This is a genomic window from Hamadaea flava (assembly GCF_024172085.1).
Taxonomy (GTDB): domain Bacteria; phylum Actinomycetota; class Actinomycetes; order Mycobacteriales; family Micromonosporaceae; genus Hamadaea; species Hamadaea flava.
In genome coordinates this window covers 6,692,202-6,711,174 of the sequence record NZ_JAMZDZ010000001.1, presented here as the reverse complement: position 1 = coordinate 6,711,174, position 18,973 = coordinate 6,692,202, and the positions used below count along the sequence as shown (strand labels likewise).

Here is an 18,973-nt window from a genome sequence, read left to right as displayed (position 1 = left end):
CTAACGACCCCCCGGCCCGCACACCCGTTACGCTCGTCCTACGGGTTGGACGTGCAGCGTGCCCGCTGTGGCGTCCAGGACCGCGGGCACTCCGACCCCGATCGCCACGTGCTGATCGCCGTGCCCGATCGGCAGTCCGCCCAAGAGTGGTACGCCCAACGGCGCGAGCCGTTCCTCCAGCACCTCCTCCGCGGCCGGGCCGCCCTCGGCGTCGCAGTCGGTGAACTGTCCGATCGCGACACCCGCCAGCCCGTCGAGCGCGCCCGAGCGCAGCAGTTGGGTCAGCATCCGGTCGATCCGGTAGGGCTGCTCGTTGACGTCCTCGACCAGCAGGATCGCCCCGGTCAGGTCGGGCATGTGCGGGGTGCCGACGCTGCTGGCCAGCATCGCGAGATTGCCGCCGATCAGCACACCCTCGGCGCGCCCCACCCGGCGTACGCGGAACGTGCTCTCCGCCTCGTCGGCCTTGACCGTCACCGGCGCGGACGACATCAGGACGGTCTTCGCGCCCAGCGCGGTCGGCGACTGCGCGCCCTTGTCCAGCTGCGCCGCCACCGGACCGTGCACGGTCGCGAGCCGAGCGCCCTGCCACAGCGCCAGGTGCAACGCGGTGATGTCGGAGAATCCCATGACCAGCTTCGGATCGGCGCGGACCGCGTCGAGGTCGAGCCCGTCGACGATGCGCTGCATGCCGTAGCCACCCCGGAGGCAGAGCACGGCCCGCACCTCGGGGTCGGCGAACGCCTCGTTGAGGTCGGCCAGCCGCTGCTCATCCGTGCCGGCGAGGTACCCGGTGCGGGCCAGGGCGTGCCGGCCCAGCCGGGTCCGCAGCTCCCATCCGGTCAGCACGCCGACCGCGGCGTCGGCGCGGACGGACCGGACCGGTCCGGACGGCGAGACCAGGGCCACCAGGTCACCGGCGGCGAGGGCGGCCGGGCGGACGGGATCGATCATGACGGCAGCTTAGCGGGGCCGCGCTTATTCTTGGTGCGTGACCGAGCTTCTGCGCTGGCGCCTGCGGTTGGCCGGGTTCGATGCGGAGTCCGTGCAGCCCGCCGGAGGCGGGGTGATCGCACAGGCCGGGGTCGCCACCCTCTTCTCCACCGGTACGCAGGTCTTCGCGAAGACGCTTCGGACGGACGATCCGGACGTCTTCGAGGTCGAGGCCGCCGGGCTCGCCGCGTTGCGCGACGCCGGGCTGCGTACGCCGGACGTCCTGCACGTCTCGCCCAAGCTGCTGGTGCTCGCGCCGTTCCCGGCGTTCCCCGACACCGACGACGCCTGGGCGGCGTTGGGCCGGGCGCTCGCACGCCTGCACACCTCGACGGCCGCCGACCGCTTCGGCTGGCCCGCCGACGGCTGGCTCGGCCGGATGCGGCAGGTCAACACATGGCACACCGACGGGCATGAATTCTTCGCCGAGCACCGCATCCTCCGATGGCTGCCGGACATCACGAAGTTCACGGCCGAGGACCGGCGTGCCCTGGAACGGCTCTGCGAGCGGCTGCCCGAGCTGATCCCCGCGCAGCCGGCCTGCCTCACTCACGGGGATCTCTGGACCGGCAACATCCTCGGCACGCCCGACGGCGGCGTCGCCGTCATCGACCCGGCCGTCTCCTACGCCTGGGCCGAGGTCGACCTCAGCATGATGTGGTGCTCCCCGCGACCGCCGTCGTCGGCGCGCTTCTTCTCGGCGTACGCCGAGATCGCGCCGTTGGTCGACGGCTGGGCGGATCGCATGCGGGTGCTGCACCTGCGCGAGGTGCTCAGCACGATCGCGCACGGTGACGACGACTGGGACGCGGTCGGCTATGTGCGCGAGGTCCTCGCCCCGTTCCGCGTACGCGCCTGACCGGTTCGCCAGGTCACCCGGGCCCTTCGGAGTCTGGTGACGGGCGTGTTCGCCCCGCGCTGCGCCGACGTCCAGGAGTCGCAGAGCATGTCCTTGCCGGCCCCGGGTGCTCCGGCGACCAGGATCGTCACCGGCGAACTGAGCCGGGAGAACCCCTTCGGGGCGAGAGTCACCGAAGTCGGCTTCCGCTGCGCGACCGCCGGCGACAGGGCCGGCTGGCGCTCTGCTCGCTGCTGACCGCCGGTGGTGTGGCGGCCGTCGTGTGGGCTTTGATCTCCGGCAAGCAGGGCGGCGGTCCCGTCTAGGATCGGTCGCGTGGCCGCCGTCTGCGTTTTCTGCTCGGGCAAGCCCGACGCCCCCGAATCCTTCTTCGACCTGGCCCGCGAGACCGGCCGTGGGCTCGCGCGCGAGGGCCATTCGCTGATCTACGGCGGCGGCGGGCTGGGGATGATGGGCGAGCTGGCTAAGGCCGCCCACGCAGCGGGCGTACCGGTGACCGGGGTGATGCCCGAGGGCCTGGTCACCCTCGAACGGGCGAGCCCGGAGGTGGACGAGCTGATCGTCTCGCCGGATCTCGCCGCCCGGAAGTCCATCATGATCGACAAGGCTGACGCCTTCCTGGTGCTGCCGGGCGGCCTGGGCACCCTGGACGAACTGTTCGAGGTGTGGACGACCGGTCCACAGCTGCGCCTGCACAGCAAGCCCCTCGTGCTGCTCGACGCGGACGGCTTCTACGCCGGCCTGGTGGACTGGCTGGGGTCGCGGCCGCTGATCAACCCGGCGCTCCTGGCGGCCGTCACCGTCGCGCCGTCGCTCGACGAGGTCTGGGCGGCGCTGCGATGATCCGCTGGGCGTACGCGTTCCTCGACCGTCCCGCCGATCGGTTCGAGACGGCGGCCGAGTTCTGGACACAGGCGACGGAGACGGCGCTCTCCCCGAGGCGTGGCGAGAACGGCGAGTTCGCGACCTTTCAGCCCGTGACCGGCGACGCCTTCCTGAAGCTTCAGGCAGTGGGCGGACCTGGCGGCGGGCACCTCGACTTCGCCGTCACCGACGTCCGCGCCTTCATCACCAGCGCGCTCGATGCGGGCGCCGCCATGACGGCCGACCACGGCGACTGGGCCGTGCTGCGCTCCCCCGCCGGTCACTTCTTCTGCGCCGTTCCGTGGCACAAGGAGCAGACCCGACCGGCCCCGGTGACCGGCCCGTCAGGCGTGCGCGTCCGGGCCGATCAGATGTGCGTCGACGCGCTCCCCGACGGCTTCGAGACCGAGTACGCCTTCTGGGCGGCGGTCACCGGCTGGGAGTCGCAGGCGGCGACCCTCCCCGAGTTCTCCCGGGTCGTGCCGCCGCCGACGCTGCCCGTCCGCATCCTCGTGCAGCGGCTCGGGAGCGCCGCCGACCGTCCGGCGATGCACCTGGACCTGGCGTGCTCCGACGTCCCCGCCGCGGTCGCCTGGCACGTCTCGCTGGGCGCGGTCGTGGTGGACACGCGTCCGCGGTGGACGGTGATGCGAGATCCGGCGGGCGGCGTCTACTGCCTGACCTCCCGCACTCCTTAGCCGCTCAGCCGCGCGGCGCGGCCGGCGACGCCGAGACCTCTCGGGTCGAACGGGTCGAGAAGGCCGCTCCGACGATGGCGAAGATCACGATCGGGACCGCGATCTCCGCGACGAGGCGGAGGCTCAGGCTTGGATTTGGGCTCCGGCTCAACACGCTGACGATCGCGACCACACTCAGGATATTGCCCCCGATGGCGATCAGCAGTGGCCGACGCAGGTGGCACAACCATGCGGCGAGGTACGCCCCGGCCGCGCACAACACGACAGCCGCGAACAGAAACGCGAACGCGAAGTCGCCGAAGGCGTCGGCGCTGTTCGTGTAGTTGTTGCTCGTGCCACGGGCGTACCAGTCGCCGAAGAGATAGGCCACGAAACCGCCGGCCACCACGGCGGCTCCGGTCAGCGCGCCTCGGCCGGCGTCGAGGAGGACGGATCGATTTCGCATCCGCTCAGTGTCGCGCCTACGACGCGTTCACGGAGTCCGCCGTGGAGTCTGCTAGCCGCCGGTCGCAGCGACCGTGATCTCGGGGTAGCGCGGGTCCGCTCGGTCGAGCAACGGCTCCGCCCGGTGCCGCAGATGCCGGTCGAACATCGCCCGATTGAGCCGCCGGGTGATCTGCGTAGATCGTGTACCGGTCGTCGTGGCCCCGAAGTCGATGCCGAGTTGCTCGCCGAACAACGCCAGGTCGTTGAAGGAGGCGTGTTCCGTCCCGGCCACGGTGATCCACCGCTTCCAGCCCGTCATGAGGTCCCAGTCGAGCTGCCATGAGGCGTCCGGGCCGTTCGGGGAGTGGAAGGACTGCGTACCGAGCAGCAGGAACGGCCGGGTCACCGGAGCGGGCGGCGTGTACCCCGTGGAGCTGCCGTCCATGTTGACGCCGGCCCGGATCCGCCGGTCGCCGAGAATCGCGGGAATCGCGCTCGCCCCGCCGGCCGAGTGCCCCGACATCCCGATCCGGCTCGGATCGATGAGGTGGCCGCCCGACCACACCGGCTGCGCACCCAGAAGCTGGTCGAGCACGAAGGAGACGTCGGCGGCGCGTACCTCGTAGAGGCGGGCGAAGAACGTCCGGTCGTCGTCGAACGCGCAGGTGTCGCACCCGGCGACCCGGCCGTCCGGGAAGGTCACGGCGTACGTCTCGTAGGTGTGGTCGATCGCCACGACGACGTAGCCGTGGCTGGCCAGGTCCTCGGCCAGGGCCGACAGCGAATTGCGAGGCTGCGTGTACCCCGGCGAGAGCACCACGAGCGGCAGGCTCCGGGGCCGGCCCATCGGCTTCGCCTCGGCGTACGCGAACGTCCGCACCGTGCTCAAGATGTCCAGCGGCAGGTCGAAGTTCTGCTTGCCCTCGATGAACAGCCGGGACTCCTCGGCCGACATGTACGCCCACCGCCCGCCCCGCCGGTCGCGCGTCGGGTACCAGATGGTGATCATGAGTTCGCGCGCGGGCACGCTGGGCACCCACGGATCGGAGCGCGAAGTGTCCCGCACATACCGGGCCGTCGCGCCGACCGCGTACGGGCCGGTCGGGCGCAGCAGGTGCAGCGGGCTGGACGTCGCCGACGCAGCGGTCGCCGGGAGCAGGGCCGCCGAGGCGACGGCCGCGCTCCCCAGGATCAGGCTTCTACGGGAGAGGTGAGTCATGCCGCGACGCTAGGCGCGGGCAACCCCGGCGGTCGTCCGCCGCTGTGTCTACTTCGGATACTCCGACGGGACCACCTCATCCTCCCGACGTACGCCCAGCCGGCTATGGCGGTTCGGGGAATACCTCGTAAGAACGGCCGTTCGGGCTGGTCCAGCGGAATCGGCCCAGTTCGCGTAAAGCCGCCCTTGTGCCTGAGCCGATGATGATGCCGGCACAGCAAACCCAGATTCGGATCGGCCGCCCGTCGGTGGAACGCCGTATACCTCACCGGTCGACGGTTGGGTCGATGGTGTTCCAGCGGTGCGCGCGCCACGCGGATCGCCGACCGCCGCGATGATCTCCGGAGCGCCACGCACCTCACCGAGCGGCGGTTGGGTGCGTGAGCCTCCGGAGATCACACGATCGTGCTCGTTGCGACGCCAACCCTCACCGCCACGCTCATCGCGGAGCGCAGCCTCACCACCACGCACGTCGCTGAGCGAAACCTCACCACCACGCACGTCGCTGAGCGAAACCTCACCACCACGCTCGCGCGGAGCGAAGCCCACCAACACGCACGTCTCCGCGACCACGACGGTCGGCGTCGACCACCGAAGGCGCACCGTCCAGAGTGGGCCGGGCGCGGGTGACACCGTGATACCGCACTGGATCGCAACCCGTACGACCGGATCGGCCATTTCCTCCAGGGATTCGCCCCGGCGATCCTCGTGCGGGAAGTCCTGACCCAACCATCGGCTACCGGGAAGCCGATGGTTGAACCCGCTCACCTTCTGCGTATGCCTGGCGTTCAGCGCGTTCTGGGAGCTGATGGAGTGGGTGGGGCGCGATGACGGCGTCGCTCGCACTGAGCCGTGTCCATGACCGTCAGCTGGCGAAGGTCGACGGTTAGAGGATCCACCAGACGATGCCGCCGAGCCCCGCCAGCGTCAGCACACCGAGGTACGCCAGCACCAGCCGCGTATCCCGCAGGAAGCACTTCGATCGCGTGAGCCCGGCCCGCCGCGCCCGCCAGTATCCCGCGAACCCGATCCCGGCGAAGATCACCAGCGCGACCGGGCCGAGCAGCCAGCCTAGGAGCGCGATCGTCGCGTACACGCACAGTCGCAGTGGGTCGTAGGGCTGCTGGTTCACGAGATCACCGGCAGCATCGCGCGGGGCAGCCGCTGTGCCGACAGCGCAGGCCAGGCTTGGACCGCGCAGAACGGCGCGCACTGATCGGCGCCGGCCGACGAGCGAGTGGCGACGTGGACGCAGCACTGTGTGAGCCGTTCCTCGATCATCGTGTTGATGTCCATGAACGGCTTGATCGTGATCCGCTTGACCCGTTCGGCCAGCAGCTTGCGGAGCCGGTCCCGGCCGCCGGGCAGCGCCGACGAGGCCAGCGTGAGCAGTGTCGAGATGCCCAGGTCGCAGTTCTCGCAGATGTCCTTCCACAGGTCGCCGACACGCGGGTGGGACAGCGACGACTGCTCCGAGAGCAGGTCCAGCAACGACTGCTTGACCACGCCCCGCATGACCGCAGGCAGCTCGGTGTCCGCGATGCGGTTCGCCACGAGGTCGGGCGACAGTTCCAGGAACGCCTTCAGCCGCTCATGGCCGATCAGCGCGGTCAACGACCGCCACTCGTTCGAATCGTCCTTCAGCAGGTACCCGACGGAACAGCAATGCGGGTGCGAGCAAGGCAGTGCGGTCAGATCGCGCCACGTGACGATTCCGCCGGTCTGCGGCTCCAATCTTGCGAGTACGCCGGTGTGCGTCAACCGGTCCTGTGAGTCGATCGGCGCCGAGCGGCCGGAACCGAACTGGGGCTGGATGGAGACCCCGCCGATGTATGGAGTGTCGAGGGCGCGTTTGACGACCGCGCCGATCTCGTCGTCGTTCACGCCGAGGGCGCAGGTCATGGTCAGGGTGGTGAAGATGCCGGCCGCCGACAGCGCGTCGATCGCCTGTTCCTTGAGCCGGGTGAGGTCGGCGCCTCGATGGTGCCGGCTGGTGGCCGCCGACGGGCCGTCGTACTGCAGGTAGACCTCGACGCGCTCGCGGTGTTTCTTCAGGAGCGCGACCAGCTCCGGCTCGCGGGCGATCTTCACTCCGTTGGTGTTGATCAGGATGCGGGTGACGGGCCGGGCGATCAGTTCGGCGAGCAGCTCTTCGAGCTGGGGGTAGAGGGTCGGCTCCCCGCCCGACAGCATGAGGACGTCGATGCGGTCGTTCTCCCGCGACAGCCGGGTGTCCACACTCGACAACACATCGGCGAGCGGGACGACCCCGCTGATCTGCGGCGACGAGTTGGCGAAGCAGGTCGGGCACTTGAGGTTGCAGTGGTCGGTGAGATCGGCCAGCAGGATGCAGGTGTGCTGGGTCTGCATCTCCGGCAACCCGTCCAGGTACGCCGAAGGCACCGGCGCGAAGTTCCCCGCCAGATCGGGCACGTGCGCCTTGGTCGGCGCGGTCCACTCCTCCAGGTAGCTCAGGATCTCGGGGTTCTCGTCGTAGAGCGTCCGCACCAGGCCGTGCTCCGGGCAGCCGCGTTCGAGCCAGATCCGCCCGTCGCGTTCGGCCAGCCATCCCGACAACCGCCGGACCTGGGCCAGCTCGGGATCGGTCGCGTGACAGTGCGGGCAGAACGCGTTGACGTACCGGTGAATCCGGTCACCCCGCAAGGACATGCCGACGGTCATGCTGAGACTCCATCCTGGAGGGCACGGGGAGCGAGGGCGAAGCCGCCGCGGCGGACTCGGCGTACGGCGGCCCAGACGGCGAGCGGCGAGCAGGCCAGCAGGAACCATTGCGGCCGGGTCAGGCCCAGCGCGACGACCTCGTTGCCGCGGACGAACTCCACGAGGAACCGGAAGACGGCGTACGCGAGCAGGTAGCCGGCGAACAGCGCGCCGGGCTGGGCGAACCGCTCGCGGCTGCGCAGGAGCACGACGAAGGCGGCGAGCTGGAAGACGATCTCGTACGCGAACGACGGATGCAACGGCACTCCGGCGACCGCGCGCGGGATGGCCGCGGCCTCGGCGGCGGACAGCGTCACGCCCCAGGATCCGCCGGTCGGCGTACCGGGGAGTTCGGTGAGCAGGCAGCCGATCCGGCCGATCGCCATGGCCAGCGCGACCGGGGCGGCGAACAGGTCGCCGGTGCTCACCTTCAGCTTGGTGACCCGCTTGGCGATCAGCGCTCCGGCGTACGCCCCGACGAGTCCGGACAGGATGCTCCGGCTGCCGTAGAGCCACTGCTCGGCCAGGCCGGCGTTGGCGCTGGGCGCCAGGTGCTGGGCCCAGGTGCCGAGGCGGGACAGCAGCGCCCCGCCCGCGAGCGCCCCGGCGATGACGCCCCAGATCCGCTCGTCGATCGGGTCACGCCCGCGCAACTGCCACAGGAACCAGCTGAGGGCGGCCGTCACGCCGAGCCCGACGAAGAAGTCGTGGGTCGGCACGCCGAACGGCCCGAGGTGGAACAGAATCGGCCGCAGCATCAGAACGACGAGCTGCCCAGCATCGGGCCGAAGCACGCGCCTGCCATGACCATCACACCGATGGCCGAGCCGATCAGGAAGCCGACCCCGAACGGGCGGGTGTTCGGCACCGCCGTCAGCACGATCCCGGTGACGATCTGGACCGGCCCGACGAGCACCAGCCCGGCCGCCATCACGAACATCAGACCGATCCAGCGCTCCGACCCGGTGCCCGAGGCGCTCAGCGCGATGACGATGCCCACGGCCACGATGAGCAGCGGAATGCCGATGCCGACGACCGCGCCGATGATGCCGAGCCGCATCCGGCGCCTGCGGGCGGCCGGATCGTCGAGCGCGGGCGGCGCCTGAACCGGGCGCATCGGCGGCACGCGGAACTCAGGCCGGATCGGCGGTTCCGGTGGTGGCTGCGTCATGGCGACTCCGATGATTCCGGGCGGACCGGGGACTGCACGTCACGATAGACGCTCGCCGCCCCCGGTTCGCTCCACCACTCGGCTCCATCGGAGTCCGAACTGCTCACGCCGGTACGCGGATCAAGCCGGTACGCGGACCAGCCCGAAGGTCAGCGCGTCGACGAGCGCCCGCCAGCTCGCCTCGACGACGTTCTCGTGGACGCCGACCGTGGTCCAGTCGCCGCCCCGCGAGTCGACCGTCTCCACGAGGACGCGGGTGATCGCGCCCGTGCCGTGCGAGCCTTCCAGGATGCGGACCTTGTAATCGGCCAGTTCCAGGGTCGCCAGCGACGCGTAGTGCCGGGTCAGGGCCTGCCGCAGGGCCTCGTCCAGGGCGTTGACCGGGCCGTTGCCCTCGGCGGTGGCGATGACCCGTTCGCCCTTCACGCGTACCTTCACCGTGGCCTCGGAGACGACGGCGCCGTCCTCGCGGTGCTCCACGATGACCCGGTAGGACTCGAGGGTGAACGGGGCGGGGCCGCCGCCGAGGGCATCCCGGACGAGCAGCTCGAAGCTGGCGTCGGCGGCCTCATAGGACCAGCCGGCCGCCTCGCGCTGCTTGACCTCCTCCGTGACCTTGGTCGCGACGTCCGGCCGCCCGGCCAGATCGAGCCCGAGTTCCTTGCTCTTGAGCTCGATGCTGGCCCGGCCGGCCATCTCCGTGACCAGGATCTTCATATCGTTGCCGACCACGGCCGGGTCTATGTGGTTGTAGAGGGCCGGGTCGTGCTTGATCGCGCTCGCGTGCAGCCCCGCCTTGTGAGCGAAAGCCGCGCTGCCCGTGTACGCCTGGTGGGTGTCGGGTGCGATGTTGGCGATCTCGGCGATGGCGTGCGAGACGCGCACCATCTGTTCCAGGCAGCCGTCCGGTAGGACGGGCAGGCCCAGCTTCAACTGGAGGTTGGCGACGCAGGCGAACAGGTCGGCGTTGCCGGGCCGCTCGCCGTAGCCGTTGGCGGTGCCCTGGAAGTGGCGTACGCCGGCCTCCACCGCGGCGACCGTGTTGGCCACGGCGCAAGAGGTGTCGTTCTGGGTGTGGATGCCGAGCCGGTCCGGGCTCACCCCGAGCCGGGCGCAGACCTCGGCGACGGCCTTGGTGACCTGGGAGGGCAGCATCCCGCCGTTGGTGTCGCACATGACCGCGATCTCGGCGCCGGCGTCGAGCCCGGCCTTGACCACGGAAGTCGTGTAGTCGGGGTCGTACCGGAAGCCGTCGAAGAAGTGCTCGCAGTCGAGGAAGACGCGGCGGCCGTTGGCCACGAAGTACGCGACGCTGTCGGCCACCATCGCGAGGTTCTCCTCCGGCGTGGTACGCAGCGCCCGCAGCACATGCCGGAGATCGGACTTGGCGACGAGGGCGACCGCCGGAGTCTGGGCGTCGATCAGGCCCTTGATCAGGGCGTCGTCTTCGACGTGCACGCCTGCCTTGCGGGTCATCCCGAAGGCGACCAGGATCGCGTGCTGGAACTCCAGCTCCTCGCGCGCACGCCGGAAGAACTCGACGTCCTTGGGCATCGCGCCGGGCCAGCCGCCCTCGATGAAGCCCACGCCGAACTCGTCCAGCAGCTTGGCCACCGCCAGTTTGTCGGCGACCGAGTATGTGAGGCCCTCACGCTGTGCGCCGTCGCGCAGCGTCGTGTCGTATACCTGCATCGCGCCTTCTCTCCCACAAAACAAAACGACCCCCCGCGGATGCGGGAGGTCTGCGCGCTGGCCTGCGTATTTGGCCGGCGCGCTAGTCGCCAATAATGAGGGCGAACTGCGTCACGAGCGTGACTATGCCACTACGCGCCAAGAAGTGGAAACGTCGTCTCGCCATGTGGGCGAAACCTCTTGTGGGATTGTCGCCCGGGACCGCTACTCTCGGGGACGTGACGATCGAGGCGACCGGCAGTTTCATCCCCTTCCAGGCCGTCTTCAACTTCCGGGAGGTGGGCGGGCTGCCCGCCGCCGACGGCAGTCGCGTACGCACCAAGGCGTTGTATCGCTCGGACACCCTGTCGCGGCTCTGCGACGCCGACCGCACGGCGTTCGCCCAGCTGGGCGTCGACTCCGTGATCGACCTCCGGCGGCACGAGGAGGTCAGTGCGGGCGGCCGCGCACCGGACTGGGCCGCGCCCGCGTACCACCATCGGCACCTCGACCATCCCTATTGGCGGACCGAGGACTACGACGCCGAACGAGGCGTCGCGCGGTTCCTCGCCGACCGCTACGCCGAACTGATCAAGCACGGCGCGGCCGACATCGCCGGGGTGATCTCGCTGGTCGCCCAGGCCGACTCCGGGACGCCGGTCGTCCACTGCGTCGCCGGCAAGGATCGCACCGGGACCGTCATCGCCCTGATCTTGCGCCTCCTCGGTGTCGACCAGGAGACCGTCGCCCACGAGTACGCCCTGACCGAGCTGGCCGACCCGGCCTACGTGGCGTGGGCGAACGTGCATGTGCCGGGGTTCGCCGAGAAGCCTCCGGTGCCTTATTACGTCTCGACGCCACCCGAGGCGATGCTGTTGACGCTGCGTGAGCTGGACGCGGCATACGGGTCGGTCGAGGCGCTGCTCACCGCGGCTGGGCTGAGCGCGGACGACATCGCGCGACTTCGGGCGAAACTGCTCGAATAGACCAGCCGGGGCGGGGTACTCGGCCGGGCATGAATCTCCGCTTCCTGAGGCCCTTGTACGACACGCCGGGGCCGTGGGCCACCGTCTACCTGGACGACTCGCTCGGCACCGAACGCGGGCGAGCCGACGTCGGGCTGCGCTGGCGCGCGCTCCGGGAGGCGCTGCTCCGCCAGGGCGCGGCCGAGCCGATGGTGGCCGCCGTCGAGGAGGCCGTACGCGTCACGGCGCCGGAGAACGGTCAGCACGGGCTGGCCGTGTTCGCCAACGCCGGAGAGCGCCTCCGCGATGATCCCGGCGTGCAGGCTGGTCCCGATCTGGTGCACACCGAGGTGATGGCGGCTCCGCCGCCGGCCGACAGCGCCGAGTACGGCGTATTGCCCCACGTCGCTCCGCTGCTGGCTCAGCGGGGGCAGCGGATCAGCTGGCTCCGCGTGGTCGTCGACCCCGCCAGTGGGAGCATCGAGTCGGCCGACAGCAGCAGCATCGACGTCTCGGGCAGTGAGATCCAGCCGATCCGGAAGATCGTCTCCGGCGGGCGGAGTGATCGCCTGGACCACGCGCAGGACGTGGCCGGGGAGCTCGCCGGGCTCGCCGACGCGATGGGCCCGGAAGTGATCATCGTCGCGGGCGACGGCCAGGCCGGACGGCTCCTGATCGACCAACTGCCACCCCGCTGGCGCAGCAAGACCGTGCTGACCGACGTCGGCGCGCCGGGACCTGAGGACGATCCGACAGCGCTGGACGCCGTGACGGCCCAGGTCGTCGCGCAGACCGCGCGTCAGCACGCGGACGGCGTACTGCACCGGCTTCAAGGCGACGACGGTGACGCCGTGATCGGCATCGCACCCGTCCTCGCGGCGTTCAACCTGAGTCAGGTCGAGACGCTGCTGCTGGACCCGATCGGCCTCGCGGGAACGGTGCTCTGGCTCGATCCGGCCAGCGGCCAACTGGCCCACGACCAGGCCGACCTGCCCGGCGACGGGACGTCGGCCCGGCAGGTGCTCGCCGAGGACGCCCTGATCCGGGCGGCCGCCACCGCCGACGCCGACCTGCTCATGGTCACCGCGGCCGGGACCGACGGGAGTCCGCTCGACCTCGTCGACGGCGTCGGCGCGGTGCTACGACCGCAGCCCGACCATGATCGCCGCGTTTCCGAGGCGGTAGCCCACCCATGATCGTCGCCTCATAGAGGTTGTTTGACCGGACGAATCGCCCCGCGAAACCGCATGGCTGACGCAACGATCACGCCATCGGTGAAGCGCGCGATGATCACGCCACCGGCGAGAGCGGAGGAACGCGAGCGAGGATGCCGTCGATGTCCACGCCGGCGGGCAGGGTGCCGAACGCCAGGCCGCCTTCGCCGCCGAGGCGCGCGGCGCAGAAGGCGTCCGCGACCGCGGCCGGGGCGTACCGGACGAGCAGGGCTCCTTGCAGGACAAGGGCGGCGCGTTCGGCGAGCTGGCGGGCCGACGCCTCGTCCGGCGAGGTCAGCAGCTTCGCCACCGAGGCCCAGGCGACGTCCAGATAGGACGAGGCGCCCAGCGCCGGTGCGATCTCAGCGGCCAACGCGTCCACAGTCGACGGCGAGGTACGCGATGCCCGCAGGACGTCGAGTGCGGTGACGTTGCCCGAGCCCTCCCAGATCCCGTTGAGCGGAGCCTCCCGGTAGAGCCGGGGCATCCCCGATTCCTCGACGTATCCGTTGCCGCCCAGGCATTCCAGCGCCTCGGCGACCATCATCGGCTGCCGCTTGCAGATCCAGTACTTGGCCAGCGCCGTGGCGATCCGCTGGAAGTCCGCCTCGCCGGAGTCGCCGTGCGACGCACGATCGACCGCGCCCGCGACGCGCATCATGAGACAGGTGGCCGCTTCGGATTCCAGCGCCAGATCGGCCAGCACCGTACGCATCAGCGGCTTGTCGATCAGCAGCCCGCCGAACGCCGACCGGTGCCGGGTGTGGTGCACCGCCTGCATCAGGGCGGCACGCATCCCGGCGGCGGAGCCGAGTCCGCAGTCCAGCCGGGTCATCGTGACCATCTCGATGATGGTGCGCACGCCCCGGCCCTCCGGCCCGACGAGCCACGCGACGGTGCCGTCGAACTCCGGCTCGCTGCTCGCGTTGCTGCGGTTGCCGAGCTTGTCCTTCAGCCGCTGGATGCGGAACGTATTGCGGGACCCGTCGGGCAGCACTCGCGGCACGAGGAAGCACGACAGCCCGCCCGGGGCCTGGGCCAGCACCAGGAACAGGTCGTTCATCGGCGCGCTGGTGAACCACTTGTGGCCCGTGAGCCGCCACGTCCCGTCGGTCTCCGGGACGGCGACCGTGGAGTTGGCGCGGACGTCGGAGCCGCCCTGCTTCTCGGTCATCCCCATGCCCGCGAGCAGCCCGGCCTTCCCGAGGGGCGCACGCAGACCCGGGTCGTAGACCCGCGAGGTCAGCAGCGGCTCGTAGACCGCGGCGAGGTCAGGTTGCGCCCGCAGTGCCGGGATCACGGCGTACGTCATCGAGATCGGGCAGATGTGCCCCTGCTCGACAGTGCCCCAGACCAGCATGTCCGCCGCCCGGGCGACGTGCGCGCCCGGGCGCGGATCGGCCCAGGGGGCGCCCGCGAGCCCGTGCTCGACCGCCACACCCATCAGCTCGTGCCAGGACGGATGGAACTCCACCTCGTCGATCCGATGCCCGTACCGGTCGTGGGTGCGCAGCACCGGCGAGTAGCGGTTGGCCTCGTCAGCCCACCGCTGCGCCTCCTCGCTCCCCGCCAGGCGTCCTAGCGCGTGCAGGTCGCCGCGATGCCACTCCGCGCCCTCGCGTACCAGTGCTTCCAGCAGCGCCGGGTCCGCGGCGACGTCGTGGCCGATCAGCGGCGGGGCCTGGTTGACGACCTCATGCGTCATGCTTGCGCTCCGAACGGCCGCGCGCCCGGTCCCGGGCGCGTCGCGGCCTCGCGCGGCGACTTCAGCACGTGTCCCTCCGAACAGACGAGTTGTACGCCGACAGTGGCGCCGCAGTCGCGATGAGCGACCGTCACGGGCGAGCCGTCGGGGTCGGCCAGATAGCGGTCGCCCCATTCCCAGACCGCGACGAGGACCGGATAGAGATCGAAGCCCTTCTCGGTCAGCCGGTACTCGTGGCGCAGCCGCTCGCCCGGCTCGCGGTAGGGCTCGCGGCGCAGCACCCCCTGCTCGACCAGCGTCGCGAGCCGGTTGGTGAGCACCTGCCGGGGAATGTCGGTGTGCCTCCGCATGTCGTCGAACCGCCGTACGCCGTTGAAGACTTCGCGCAGCACGACGAAGGTCCACCGCTCGCCCAGGACGGCCATGGCGCGCCCGACCGTGCAGTTCTCCACGGACCATTCCAACGCCGCCGGCCTCATGTGAGACAACCTAAGTCTTCTTGACAGACTCAGCAAGCGTCGGCAGCCTGGGTTCATGACGCAGACCCAGCAGCAGCGCACGCGAACGTTCGAGTGGGACGACCCCGGTGTATACGCCCAGGCTCCGGCCGAACTGACCGGGCTGGAGCTGCTCCAGCTCATGGTCGCCGGCGAGCTGCCGCCCCCGCCGATCATGCGCCTGCTGGACATGCAGGACTTCACCGCCGAATTCGGGCGGGTCGTGGTGACCATGAAGGCCCAGGAGTTCCACTACAACCCACTCGGCACGGTGCACGGCGGCGTGATCTCGACGCTGCTCGACACCGGCGCAGGCTGCGCCGTCCACTCGACGCTGCCCGCCGGGATCGGCTACACGAGCATGGATCTGACCGTGAAGTACCTGCGACCGGTGACGGTCGAATCCGGGCTGGTCACCTGCGAGGGCACGGTCCTGTCGCAGGGACGGCGGACGGCGCTGGCCCAGGCGACGCTGACCGACGAGGCCGGCCGGCTGGTCGCCCACGCGACCTCGTCGTGCCTGCTGTTCCCGGTCGGCTGATCAGCTGACGGCGGCGGCTGCCGCGCGCCCGGCCACCCGGCCGGAGAACAGGCAGCCGCCGAGGAACGTCCCCTCGAGCGACCGGTAGCCGTGCATGCCACCGCCGCCGAAGCCGGCCGCCTCGCCGGCCGCGTACAGGCCGGGCAGGGGCTCGCCGCCGGCCTGGAGGACCCGGCCGGACAGGTCCGTCTCCAGCCCGCCCAGCGTCTTGCGGGTGAGGATGTTGAGGCGTACGGCGATCAGCGGACCCGCCTTCGGATCCAACAGACGGTGCGGCGAGGCCACCCGGACGAGCTTGTCGCCCCGGTACGCCCGAGCCCCGCGAATCGCGGTGACCTGCAAGTCCTTCGCGAACGGGTTCAGGATCTCCCGGTCGCGCGCGACGACCTGGCGCTCGATGTCGGCGTACGCCAACGCGGGCCCGCCGATCTCGGCCGCGAGCTTGTTCATCTGCTCGACCAGCGCCGGGAGCTTGCCGGCCACGGCGAAGTCCGCGCCATGCTTCTTGAACGCCTCCACCGGACCGGGCGCGCCCGGGAGGACCCGCTTCAGCACCTGCTTGACGCTCTTGCCGGTCAGATCGGGGTTCTGCTCCGAGCCGGAGAGGGCGAACTCCTTCTCGATGATCTTCTGGGTCAGGATGAACCAGGTGTACTCGTGCCCGGTCCGCATGATGTGCTCCAGCGTCCCGAGCGTGTCGAAGCCCGGGAACAGCGGCACCGGCAGCCGGTGACCGGTCGCGTCCAGCCAGAGCGACGACGGGCCGGGCAGGATGCGAATGCCGTGCTGCGGCCAGATCGGCGCCCAGTTCGCGATGCCCTCGGTGTAGTGCCACATCCGATCGCGGTTGATCAGGTTCGCCCCGGCGTCCTCGGCGATCCCCAGCAGTCGTCCGTCCACATGGGCCGGTACGCCGGACAGCATGCGCTTGGGCGGCGTACCGAGGCGAGCCGGCCAGTTCTGCCGGACGAGGTCGTGATTGCCGCCGATCCCGCCCGAGGTGACGATCACGGCCTGCGCGGTGAACGCGAAGTCGCCGGTGACCTCCCGCGAGCTCGACTCGCCCCGGGCGGCGTCACTCGGCGCGAGGACGCTTCCGCGTACGCCGTCGATCGTGCCGCCGGTGCTGGTCAGCTCGTCGACGCGGTGCCGGAAGCCGATGCGGACCAGGCCCTGGCGCTGCGCCTCGCGTACGCGGCGGAGGAAGGGTTCGAGGACACCCGGCCCGGTGCCCCAGGTGACGTGGAACCGCGGCACGGAGTTGCCGTGGCCGTCGGCGAGATAGCCGCCGCGCTCGGCCCAGCCGACGACGGGGAACCACCGTACGCCCTGCGCGTGCAGCCAGGAGCGCTTCTCCCCCGCCGCGAAGTCCACGTACGCCTCGGCCCACCGGCGCGGCCAGTGGTCCTCCTCGCGGTCGAAGCCGGCGCTGCCGAGCCAGTCCTGCAACGCGAGCTGAGCCGAGTCGCGGATGCCCATCCGGCGCTGCTCGGGCGAGTTCACGAGGAACAGCCCGCCGAACGACCAGAATGCCTGCCCGCCCAGCGACGCCTCGGGCTCCTGGTCGAGCAGGATCACGCGGCGGCCCGCGGCGGCGAGTTCGGCGGTGGCGACGAGGCCGGCGAGCCCGGCCCCGACCACGATCACGTCAGCGTCGGTCACGCGCGGGACTTTACTCGGGCGAGGGCCGCCTCCCGCTTCGCCTCGAACCGGCTCGCCGCCGTGTCCAGCCCGGTCATGAACTCGACGAGTTCCTCCCGGGCCTTCTCGCCCTCGCCGGAGAAGCCGTCGCGCTCGAGGACGCGCAGCTGCCGAAGGATCGGCGTGACCACCTCGTCGTGGTGGATCCGCAGGTCGTAGATGCCGGCCATGGCGATCTGGACCGACTTGCGGCCGAAGTTCTCGATGGTGTGGCCGGGCATCTGGAAGTCCTTGACCACGTCGCACACCGCACGCATGGCCGCGTCCGGGGCCAGCTCGAAGGCGGCCGTCAGCAGATTCCGGTAGAAGAGCATGTGCAGGTTCTCGTCCGCGGCGACCTTGGCGAGCAGCTGGTCGCAGATCGGGTCGCCGCTGACCTTGCCGGTGTTGCGGTGCGCGACGCGGGTGGCGAGTTCCTGGAAGGAGACGTACGCGATCGAGGACAGCACGCCATCGTGGCCGTTGGTGAAGCCGCCCGCCATGTGCTGCATCCGGGCGCGCTCCAGGGCGACCGGGTCGACCGCCCGGGTGGCGAGGAGGTAATCCCGGATGGCGATGCCGTGGCGACCCTCCTCGGCGGTCCACCGATGCACCCAGGTGCCCCACGCGCCGTCCCGGCCGAACGTCGTCGCGATCTCGTGGTGATAGCTGGGCAGGTTGTCCTCGGTCAGCAGGTTCACGATCAGCGAGGTACGCGCGACCTCGGGCAGCCGGGACTGCTCCGGGTCCCAGGCTTGGCCGCCGAGGACGCCGTCGAAGTCGCTGCCCTCGCTCCATGGCACGTACTCGTGCGGGAACCACTCCTTGGCCGTCGCCAGATGCCGGTTGAGATTGGTCTCGACCGTCGGCTCCAGCTCCCGCAGCAGGGTCAGGGTGTCGGGCGATGCAGTCACGCGGGGCTCCCTCAAATCAGGCTACGGTTGCGTAGGTTACGCCACCGTAGCCTGCTCTGCTGAGAGGTCCCTGGCAGGGCACCCGTTACTCGATCTCGTCCGTCACACCGGCCTCGTCCGTCACTCCACCTCGTCCGGCAGCGGAGCGCCGCCGCCCAGGTGGGCGGGCAGCCACCAGTCGTCGCCCGGGGCCTCGGGCTTCTCGGGGTACTCCGTCTGCGCCCGGTCGAGCAGCCCGGCCATGCGCGCCCGCAGCGCGGCCGTGACCTCGTCGGACTTGTCCCGGCGCGCCGGCCGCATCGGCTCGCCGATGAGCACGCTGATGGGCAGGTTCCGCTTCGTCAGGGTGCGCGGCCGGCCCTTGGTCCACATCCGCTGCGTACCCCACAACGCCATCGGGATGAGCGGCACCTCGGCCGCGGCGGCCAGGCGTACCGCGCCGTTCTTGATCTCCTTCACCGTGAACGACTGGCTGATCGTCGCCTCCGGGAAGATGCCGACGACCTCACCCGCCTTGAGCGCGGCCAGCGCCGCCTTGTAGGAGCCGATGCCGGCCTCGCGGTCGACCGGGATGTGCTTCATGCCGCGCATGAGCGGACCGCCGACCGGGTGGGCGAAGATCTCCTGCTTGGCCATGAAGCGGACGAGCCGCTTCGACGGGCGCGCGCCGAAGCCGCAGAAGATGAAATCCAGGTAACTGATGTGGTTGCAGGCGATCACCGCGCCGCCAGTACGCGGGACGTGTTCACCGCCCTCGACCCGCACCCGCATGTCCAGCAGGGTGAACATGGTCCGAGCCAGCGCGATCACGGGAGGATAGACGAGTTCCGGCATC

20 protein-coding genes and 1 pseudogene are annotated in these 18,973 nt (G+C 70.6%); 8 read left to right on the top strand and 13 right to left on the bottom strand.

Going from position 1 to position 18,973, the window contains the following annotated elements:
* Positions 1-27: 27 nt before the first annotated feature.
* Positions 28-954, bottom strand: a complete 927-nt coding sequence (locus HDA40_RS31535) for a S66 peptidase family protein (protein ID WP_253761443.1) — start codon at positions 952-954, stop codon at positions 28-30.
* A 37-nt stretch (positions 955-991) separates the two neighbouring features.
* Between HDA40_RS31535 and HDA40_RS31530 the strand changes: the two genes are divergently transcribed.
* From HDA40_RS31530 to HDA40_RS31520, 3 genes are all read left to right on the top strand, one after another.
* Complete coding sequence (locus HDA40_RS31530) at positions 992-1,852, top strand: fructosamine kinase family protein (RefSeq protein ID WP_253761442.1); 861 nt, start codon at positions 992-994, stop codon at positions 1,850-1,852.
* A gap of 315 nt (positions 1,853-2,167) precedes the next feature.
* Positions 2,168-2,695: an LOG family protein gene (locus tag HDA40_RS31525; RefSeq protein ID WP_253761441.1), complete on the top strand. Its 528-nt coding sequence runs from the start codon at positions 2,168-2,170 to the stop codon at positions 2,693-2,695.
* On the top strand, positions 2,692-3,414 hold the full coding sequence (locus HDA40_RS31520) for a VOC family protein (protein WP_253761440.1): 723 nt from the start codon (positions 2,692-2,694) through the stop codon (positions 3,412-3,414). Before HDA40_RS31525 ends, HDA40_RS31520 begins: the two co-directional genes overlap by 4 nt.
* A 4-nt stretch (positions 3,415-3,418) precedes the next feature.
* On the opposite strand, the gene HDA40_RS31515 is transcribed toward HDA40_RS31520, so the two are convergent.
* Together HDA40_RS31515 and HDA40_RS31510 are read right to left on the bottom strand one after the other, a co-directional pair.
* Positions 3,419-3,859, bottom strand: coding sequence for a hypothetical protein (locus HDA40_RS31515; protein WP_253761439.1), 441 nt, complete (start codon positions 3,857-3,859; stop codon positions 3,419-3,421).
* A gap of 51 nt (positions 3,860-3,910) precedes the next feature.
* Positions 3,911-5,059 (bottom strand): alpha/beta hydrolase family protein, encoded by a 1,149-nt coding sequence (locus tag HDA40_RS31510; protein WP_253761438.1) that lies wholly within the window; start codon positions 5,057-5,059, stop codon positions 3,911-3,913.
* Positions 5,060-5,704: 645 nt separating this feature from the next.
* Between HDA40_RS31510 and HDA40_RS42730 the strand changes: the two are divergent.
* Together HDA40_RS42730 and HDA40_RS42725 are read left to right on the top strand one after the other, a co-directional pair.
* Positions 5,705-5,755 (top strand): annotated as a pseudogene (locus HDA40_RS42730) (hypothetical protein); the annotation flags it as partial.
* Positions 5,756-5,813: 58 nt separating this feature from the next.
* Entirely contained in the window at positions 5,814-5,921 is a 108-nt protein-coding gene (locus tag HDA40_RS42725) for a hypothetical protein (protein ID WP_504928324.1), read from the top strand.
* A gap of 24 nt (positions 5,922-5,945) precedes the next feature.
* Here HDA40_RS42725 and HDA40_RS31500 read toward each other — a convergent pair whose 3' ends face one another.
* From HDA40_RS31500 to cimA, 5 genes are all read right to left on the bottom strand, one after another.
* The gene (locus HDA40_RS31500) at positions 5,946-6,191 is read right to left on the bottom strand and encodes a hypothetical protein (protein WP_253761437.1); all 246 of its coding nucleotides are present in this window, start codon (positions 6,189-6,191) and stop codon (positions 5,946-5,948) included.
* Entirely contained in the window at positions 6,188-7,741 is a 1,554-nt protein-coding gene (locus tag HDA40_RS31495; RefSeq protein ID WP_253761436.1) for a radical SAM protein, read from the bottom strand. Before HDA40_RS31495 ends, HDA40_RS31500 begins: the two co-directional genes overlap by 4 nt.
* Positions 7,738-8,538: a prolipoprotein diacylglyceryl transferase gene (locus HDA40_RS31490; RefSeq protein ID WP_253761435.1), complete on the bottom strand. Its 801-nt coding sequence runs from the start codon at positions 8,536-8,538 to the stop codon at positions 7,738-7,740. Before HDA40_RS31490 ends, HDA40_RS31495 begins: the two co-directional genes overlap by 4 nt.
* On the bottom strand, positions 8,538-8,951 hold the full coding sequence (locus HDA40_RS31485) for a hypothetical protein (RefSeq protein WP_253761434.1): 414 nt from the start codon (positions 8,949-8,951) through the stop codon (positions 8,538-8,540). Before HDA40_RS31485 ends, HDA40_RS31490 begins: the two co-directional genes overlap by 1 nt.
* 120 nt (positions 8,952-9,071) lie before the next feature.
* Positions 9,072-10,643, bottom strand: coding sequence for a citramalate synthase (cimA, locus tag HDA40_RS31480; RefSeq protein ID WP_253761433.1), 1,572 nt, complete (start codon positions 10,641-10,643; stop codon positions 9,072-9,074).
* A 218-nt stretch (positions 10,644-10,861) separates the two neighbouring features.
* On the opposite strand from cimA, the gene HDA40_RS31475 reads away from it, so the two are divergent.
* Complete coding sequence (locus tag HDA40_RS31475; RefSeq protein ID WP_253761432.1) at positions 10,862-11,608, top strand: tyrosine-protein phosphatase; 747 nt, start codon at positions 10,862-10,864, stop codon at positions 11,606-11,608.
* 29 nt (positions 11,609-11,637) lie between these two features.
* Positions 11,638-12,783, top strand: a complete 1,146-nt coding sequence (locus tag HDA40_RS31470; RefSeq protein ID WP_253761431.1) for a baeRF2 domain-containing protein — start codon at positions 11,638-11,640, stop codon at positions 12,781-12,783.
* Between the two features lie 94 nt (positions 12,784-12,877).
* Here the strand turns inward: HDA40_RS31470 and HDA40_RS31465 are convergent, their stop codons facing one another.
* On the bottom strand, positions 12,878-14,506 hold the full coding sequence (locus HDA40_RS31465; protein ID WP_253761430.1) for an acyl-CoA dehydrogenase family protein: 1,629 nt from the start codon (positions 14,504-14,506) through the stop codon (positions 12,878-12,880).
* The gene (locus HDA40_RS31460; RefSeq protein ID WP_253761429.1) at positions 14,503-14,985 is read right to left on the bottom strand and encodes a winged helix-turn-helix transcriptional regulator; all 483 of its coding nucleotides are present in this window, start codon (positions 14,983-14,985) and stop codon (positions 14,503-14,505) included. The genes HDA40_RS31465 and HDA40_RS31460 overlap by 4 nt, the downstream gene beginning before the upstream one ends.
* 55 nt (positions 14,986-15,040) lie before the next feature.
* On the opposite strand from HDA40_RS31460, the gene HDA40_RS31455 reads away from it, so the two are divergent.
* Positions 15,041-15,544, top strand: coding sequence for a PaaI family thioesterase (locus HDA40_RS31455; RefSeq protein WP_253761428.1), 504 nt, complete (start codon positions 15,041-15,043; stop codon positions 15,542-15,544).
* Here HDA40_RS31455 and HDA40_RS31450 read toward each other — a convergent pair whose 3' ends face one another.
* The 3 genes from HDA40_RS31450 to HDA40_RS31440 form a co-directional block, all read right to left on the bottom strand.
* Positions 15,545-17,206, bottom strand: coding sequence for an FAD-binding dehydrogenase (locus tag HDA40_RS31450; RefSeq protein ID WP_253761427.1), 1,662 nt, complete (start codon positions 17,204-17,206; stop codon positions 15,545-15,547). It abuts the gene before it with no gap.
* Positions 17,203-18,138 carry an acyl-ACP desaturase gene (locus tag HDA40_RS31445; RefSeq protein WP_253761426.1) on the bottom strand — a complete coding sequence of 312 codons (936 nt, stop codon included), beginning with the start codon at positions 18,136-18,138 and terminating at the stop codon, positions 17,203-17,205. The genes HDA40_RS31450 and HDA40_RS31445 overlap by 4 nt, the downstream gene beginning before the upstream one ends.
* A gap of 120 nt (positions 18,139-18,258) precedes the next feature.
* Complete coding sequence (locus tag HDA40_RS31440) at positions 18,259-18,972, bottom strand: lysophospholipid acyltransferase family protein (RefSeq protein ID WP_253761425.1); 714 nt, start codon at positions 18,970-18,972, stop codon at positions 18,259-18,261.
* Position 18,973: the final 1 nt, after the last annotated feature.

What these genes read in the sequence shown, in the direction of transcription:
- HDA40_RS31535 (WP_253761443.1), bottom strand. Translation starts at nt 954, where the DNA reads ATGATCGATCCCGTCCGCCCGGCCGCCCTCGCCGCCGGTGACCTGGTG.
- HDA40_RS31520 (WP_253761440.1), top strand. Translation starts at nt 2,692, where the DNA reads ATGATCCGCTGGGCGTACGCGTTCCTCGACCGTCCCGCCGATCGGTTC.
- HDA40_RS31515 (WP_253761439.1), bottom strand. Translation starts at nt 3,859, where the DNA reads ATGCGAAATCGATCCGTCCTCCTCGACGCCGGCCGAGGCGCGCTGACC.
- HDA40_RS31510 (WP_253761438.1), bottom strand. Translation starts at nt 5,059, where the DNA reads ATGACTCACCTCTCCCGTAGAAGCCTGATCCTGGGGAGCGCGGCCGTC.
- HDA40_RS31495 (WP_253761436.1), bottom strand. Translation starts at nt 7,741, where the DNA reads ATGACCGTCGGCATGTCCTTGCGGGGTGACCGGATTCACCGGTACGTC.
- HDA40_RS31490 (WP_253761435.1), bottom strand. Translation starts at nt 8,538, where the DNA reads ATGCTGCGGCCGATTCTGTTCCACCTCGGGCCGTTCGGCGTGCCGACC.
- HDA40_RS31485 (WP_253761434.1), bottom strand. Translation starts at nt 8,951, where the DNA reads ATGACGCAGCCACCACCGGAACCGCCGATCCGGCCTGAGTTCCGCGTG.
- cimA (WP_253761433.1), bottom strand. Translation starts at nt 10,643, where the DNA reads ATGCAGGTATACGACACGACGCTGCGCGACGGCGCACAGCGTGAGGGC.
- HDA40_RS31470 (WP_253761431.1), top strand. Translation starts at nt 11,638, where the DNA reads ATGAATCTCCGCTTCCTGAGGCCCTTGTACGACACGCCGGGGCCGTGG.
- HDA40_RS31465 (WP_253761430.1), bottom strand. Translation starts at nt 14,506, where the DNA reads ATGACGCATGAGGTCGTCAACCAGGCCCCGCCGCTGATCGGCCACGAC.
- HDA40_RS31460 (WP_253761429.1), bottom strand. Translation starts at nt 14,985, where the DNA reads ATGAGGCCGGCGGCGTTGGAATGGTCCGTGGAGAACTGCACGGTCGGG.
- HDA40_RS31455 (WP_253761428.1), top strand. Translation starts at nt 15,041, where the DNA reads ATGACGCAGACCCAGCAGCAGCGCACGCGAACGTTCGAGTGGGACGAC.
- HDA40_RS31440 (WP_253761425.1), bottom strand. Translation starts at nt 18,972, where the DNA reads ATGCCGGAACTCGTCTATCCTCCCGTGATCGCGCTGGCTCGGACCATG.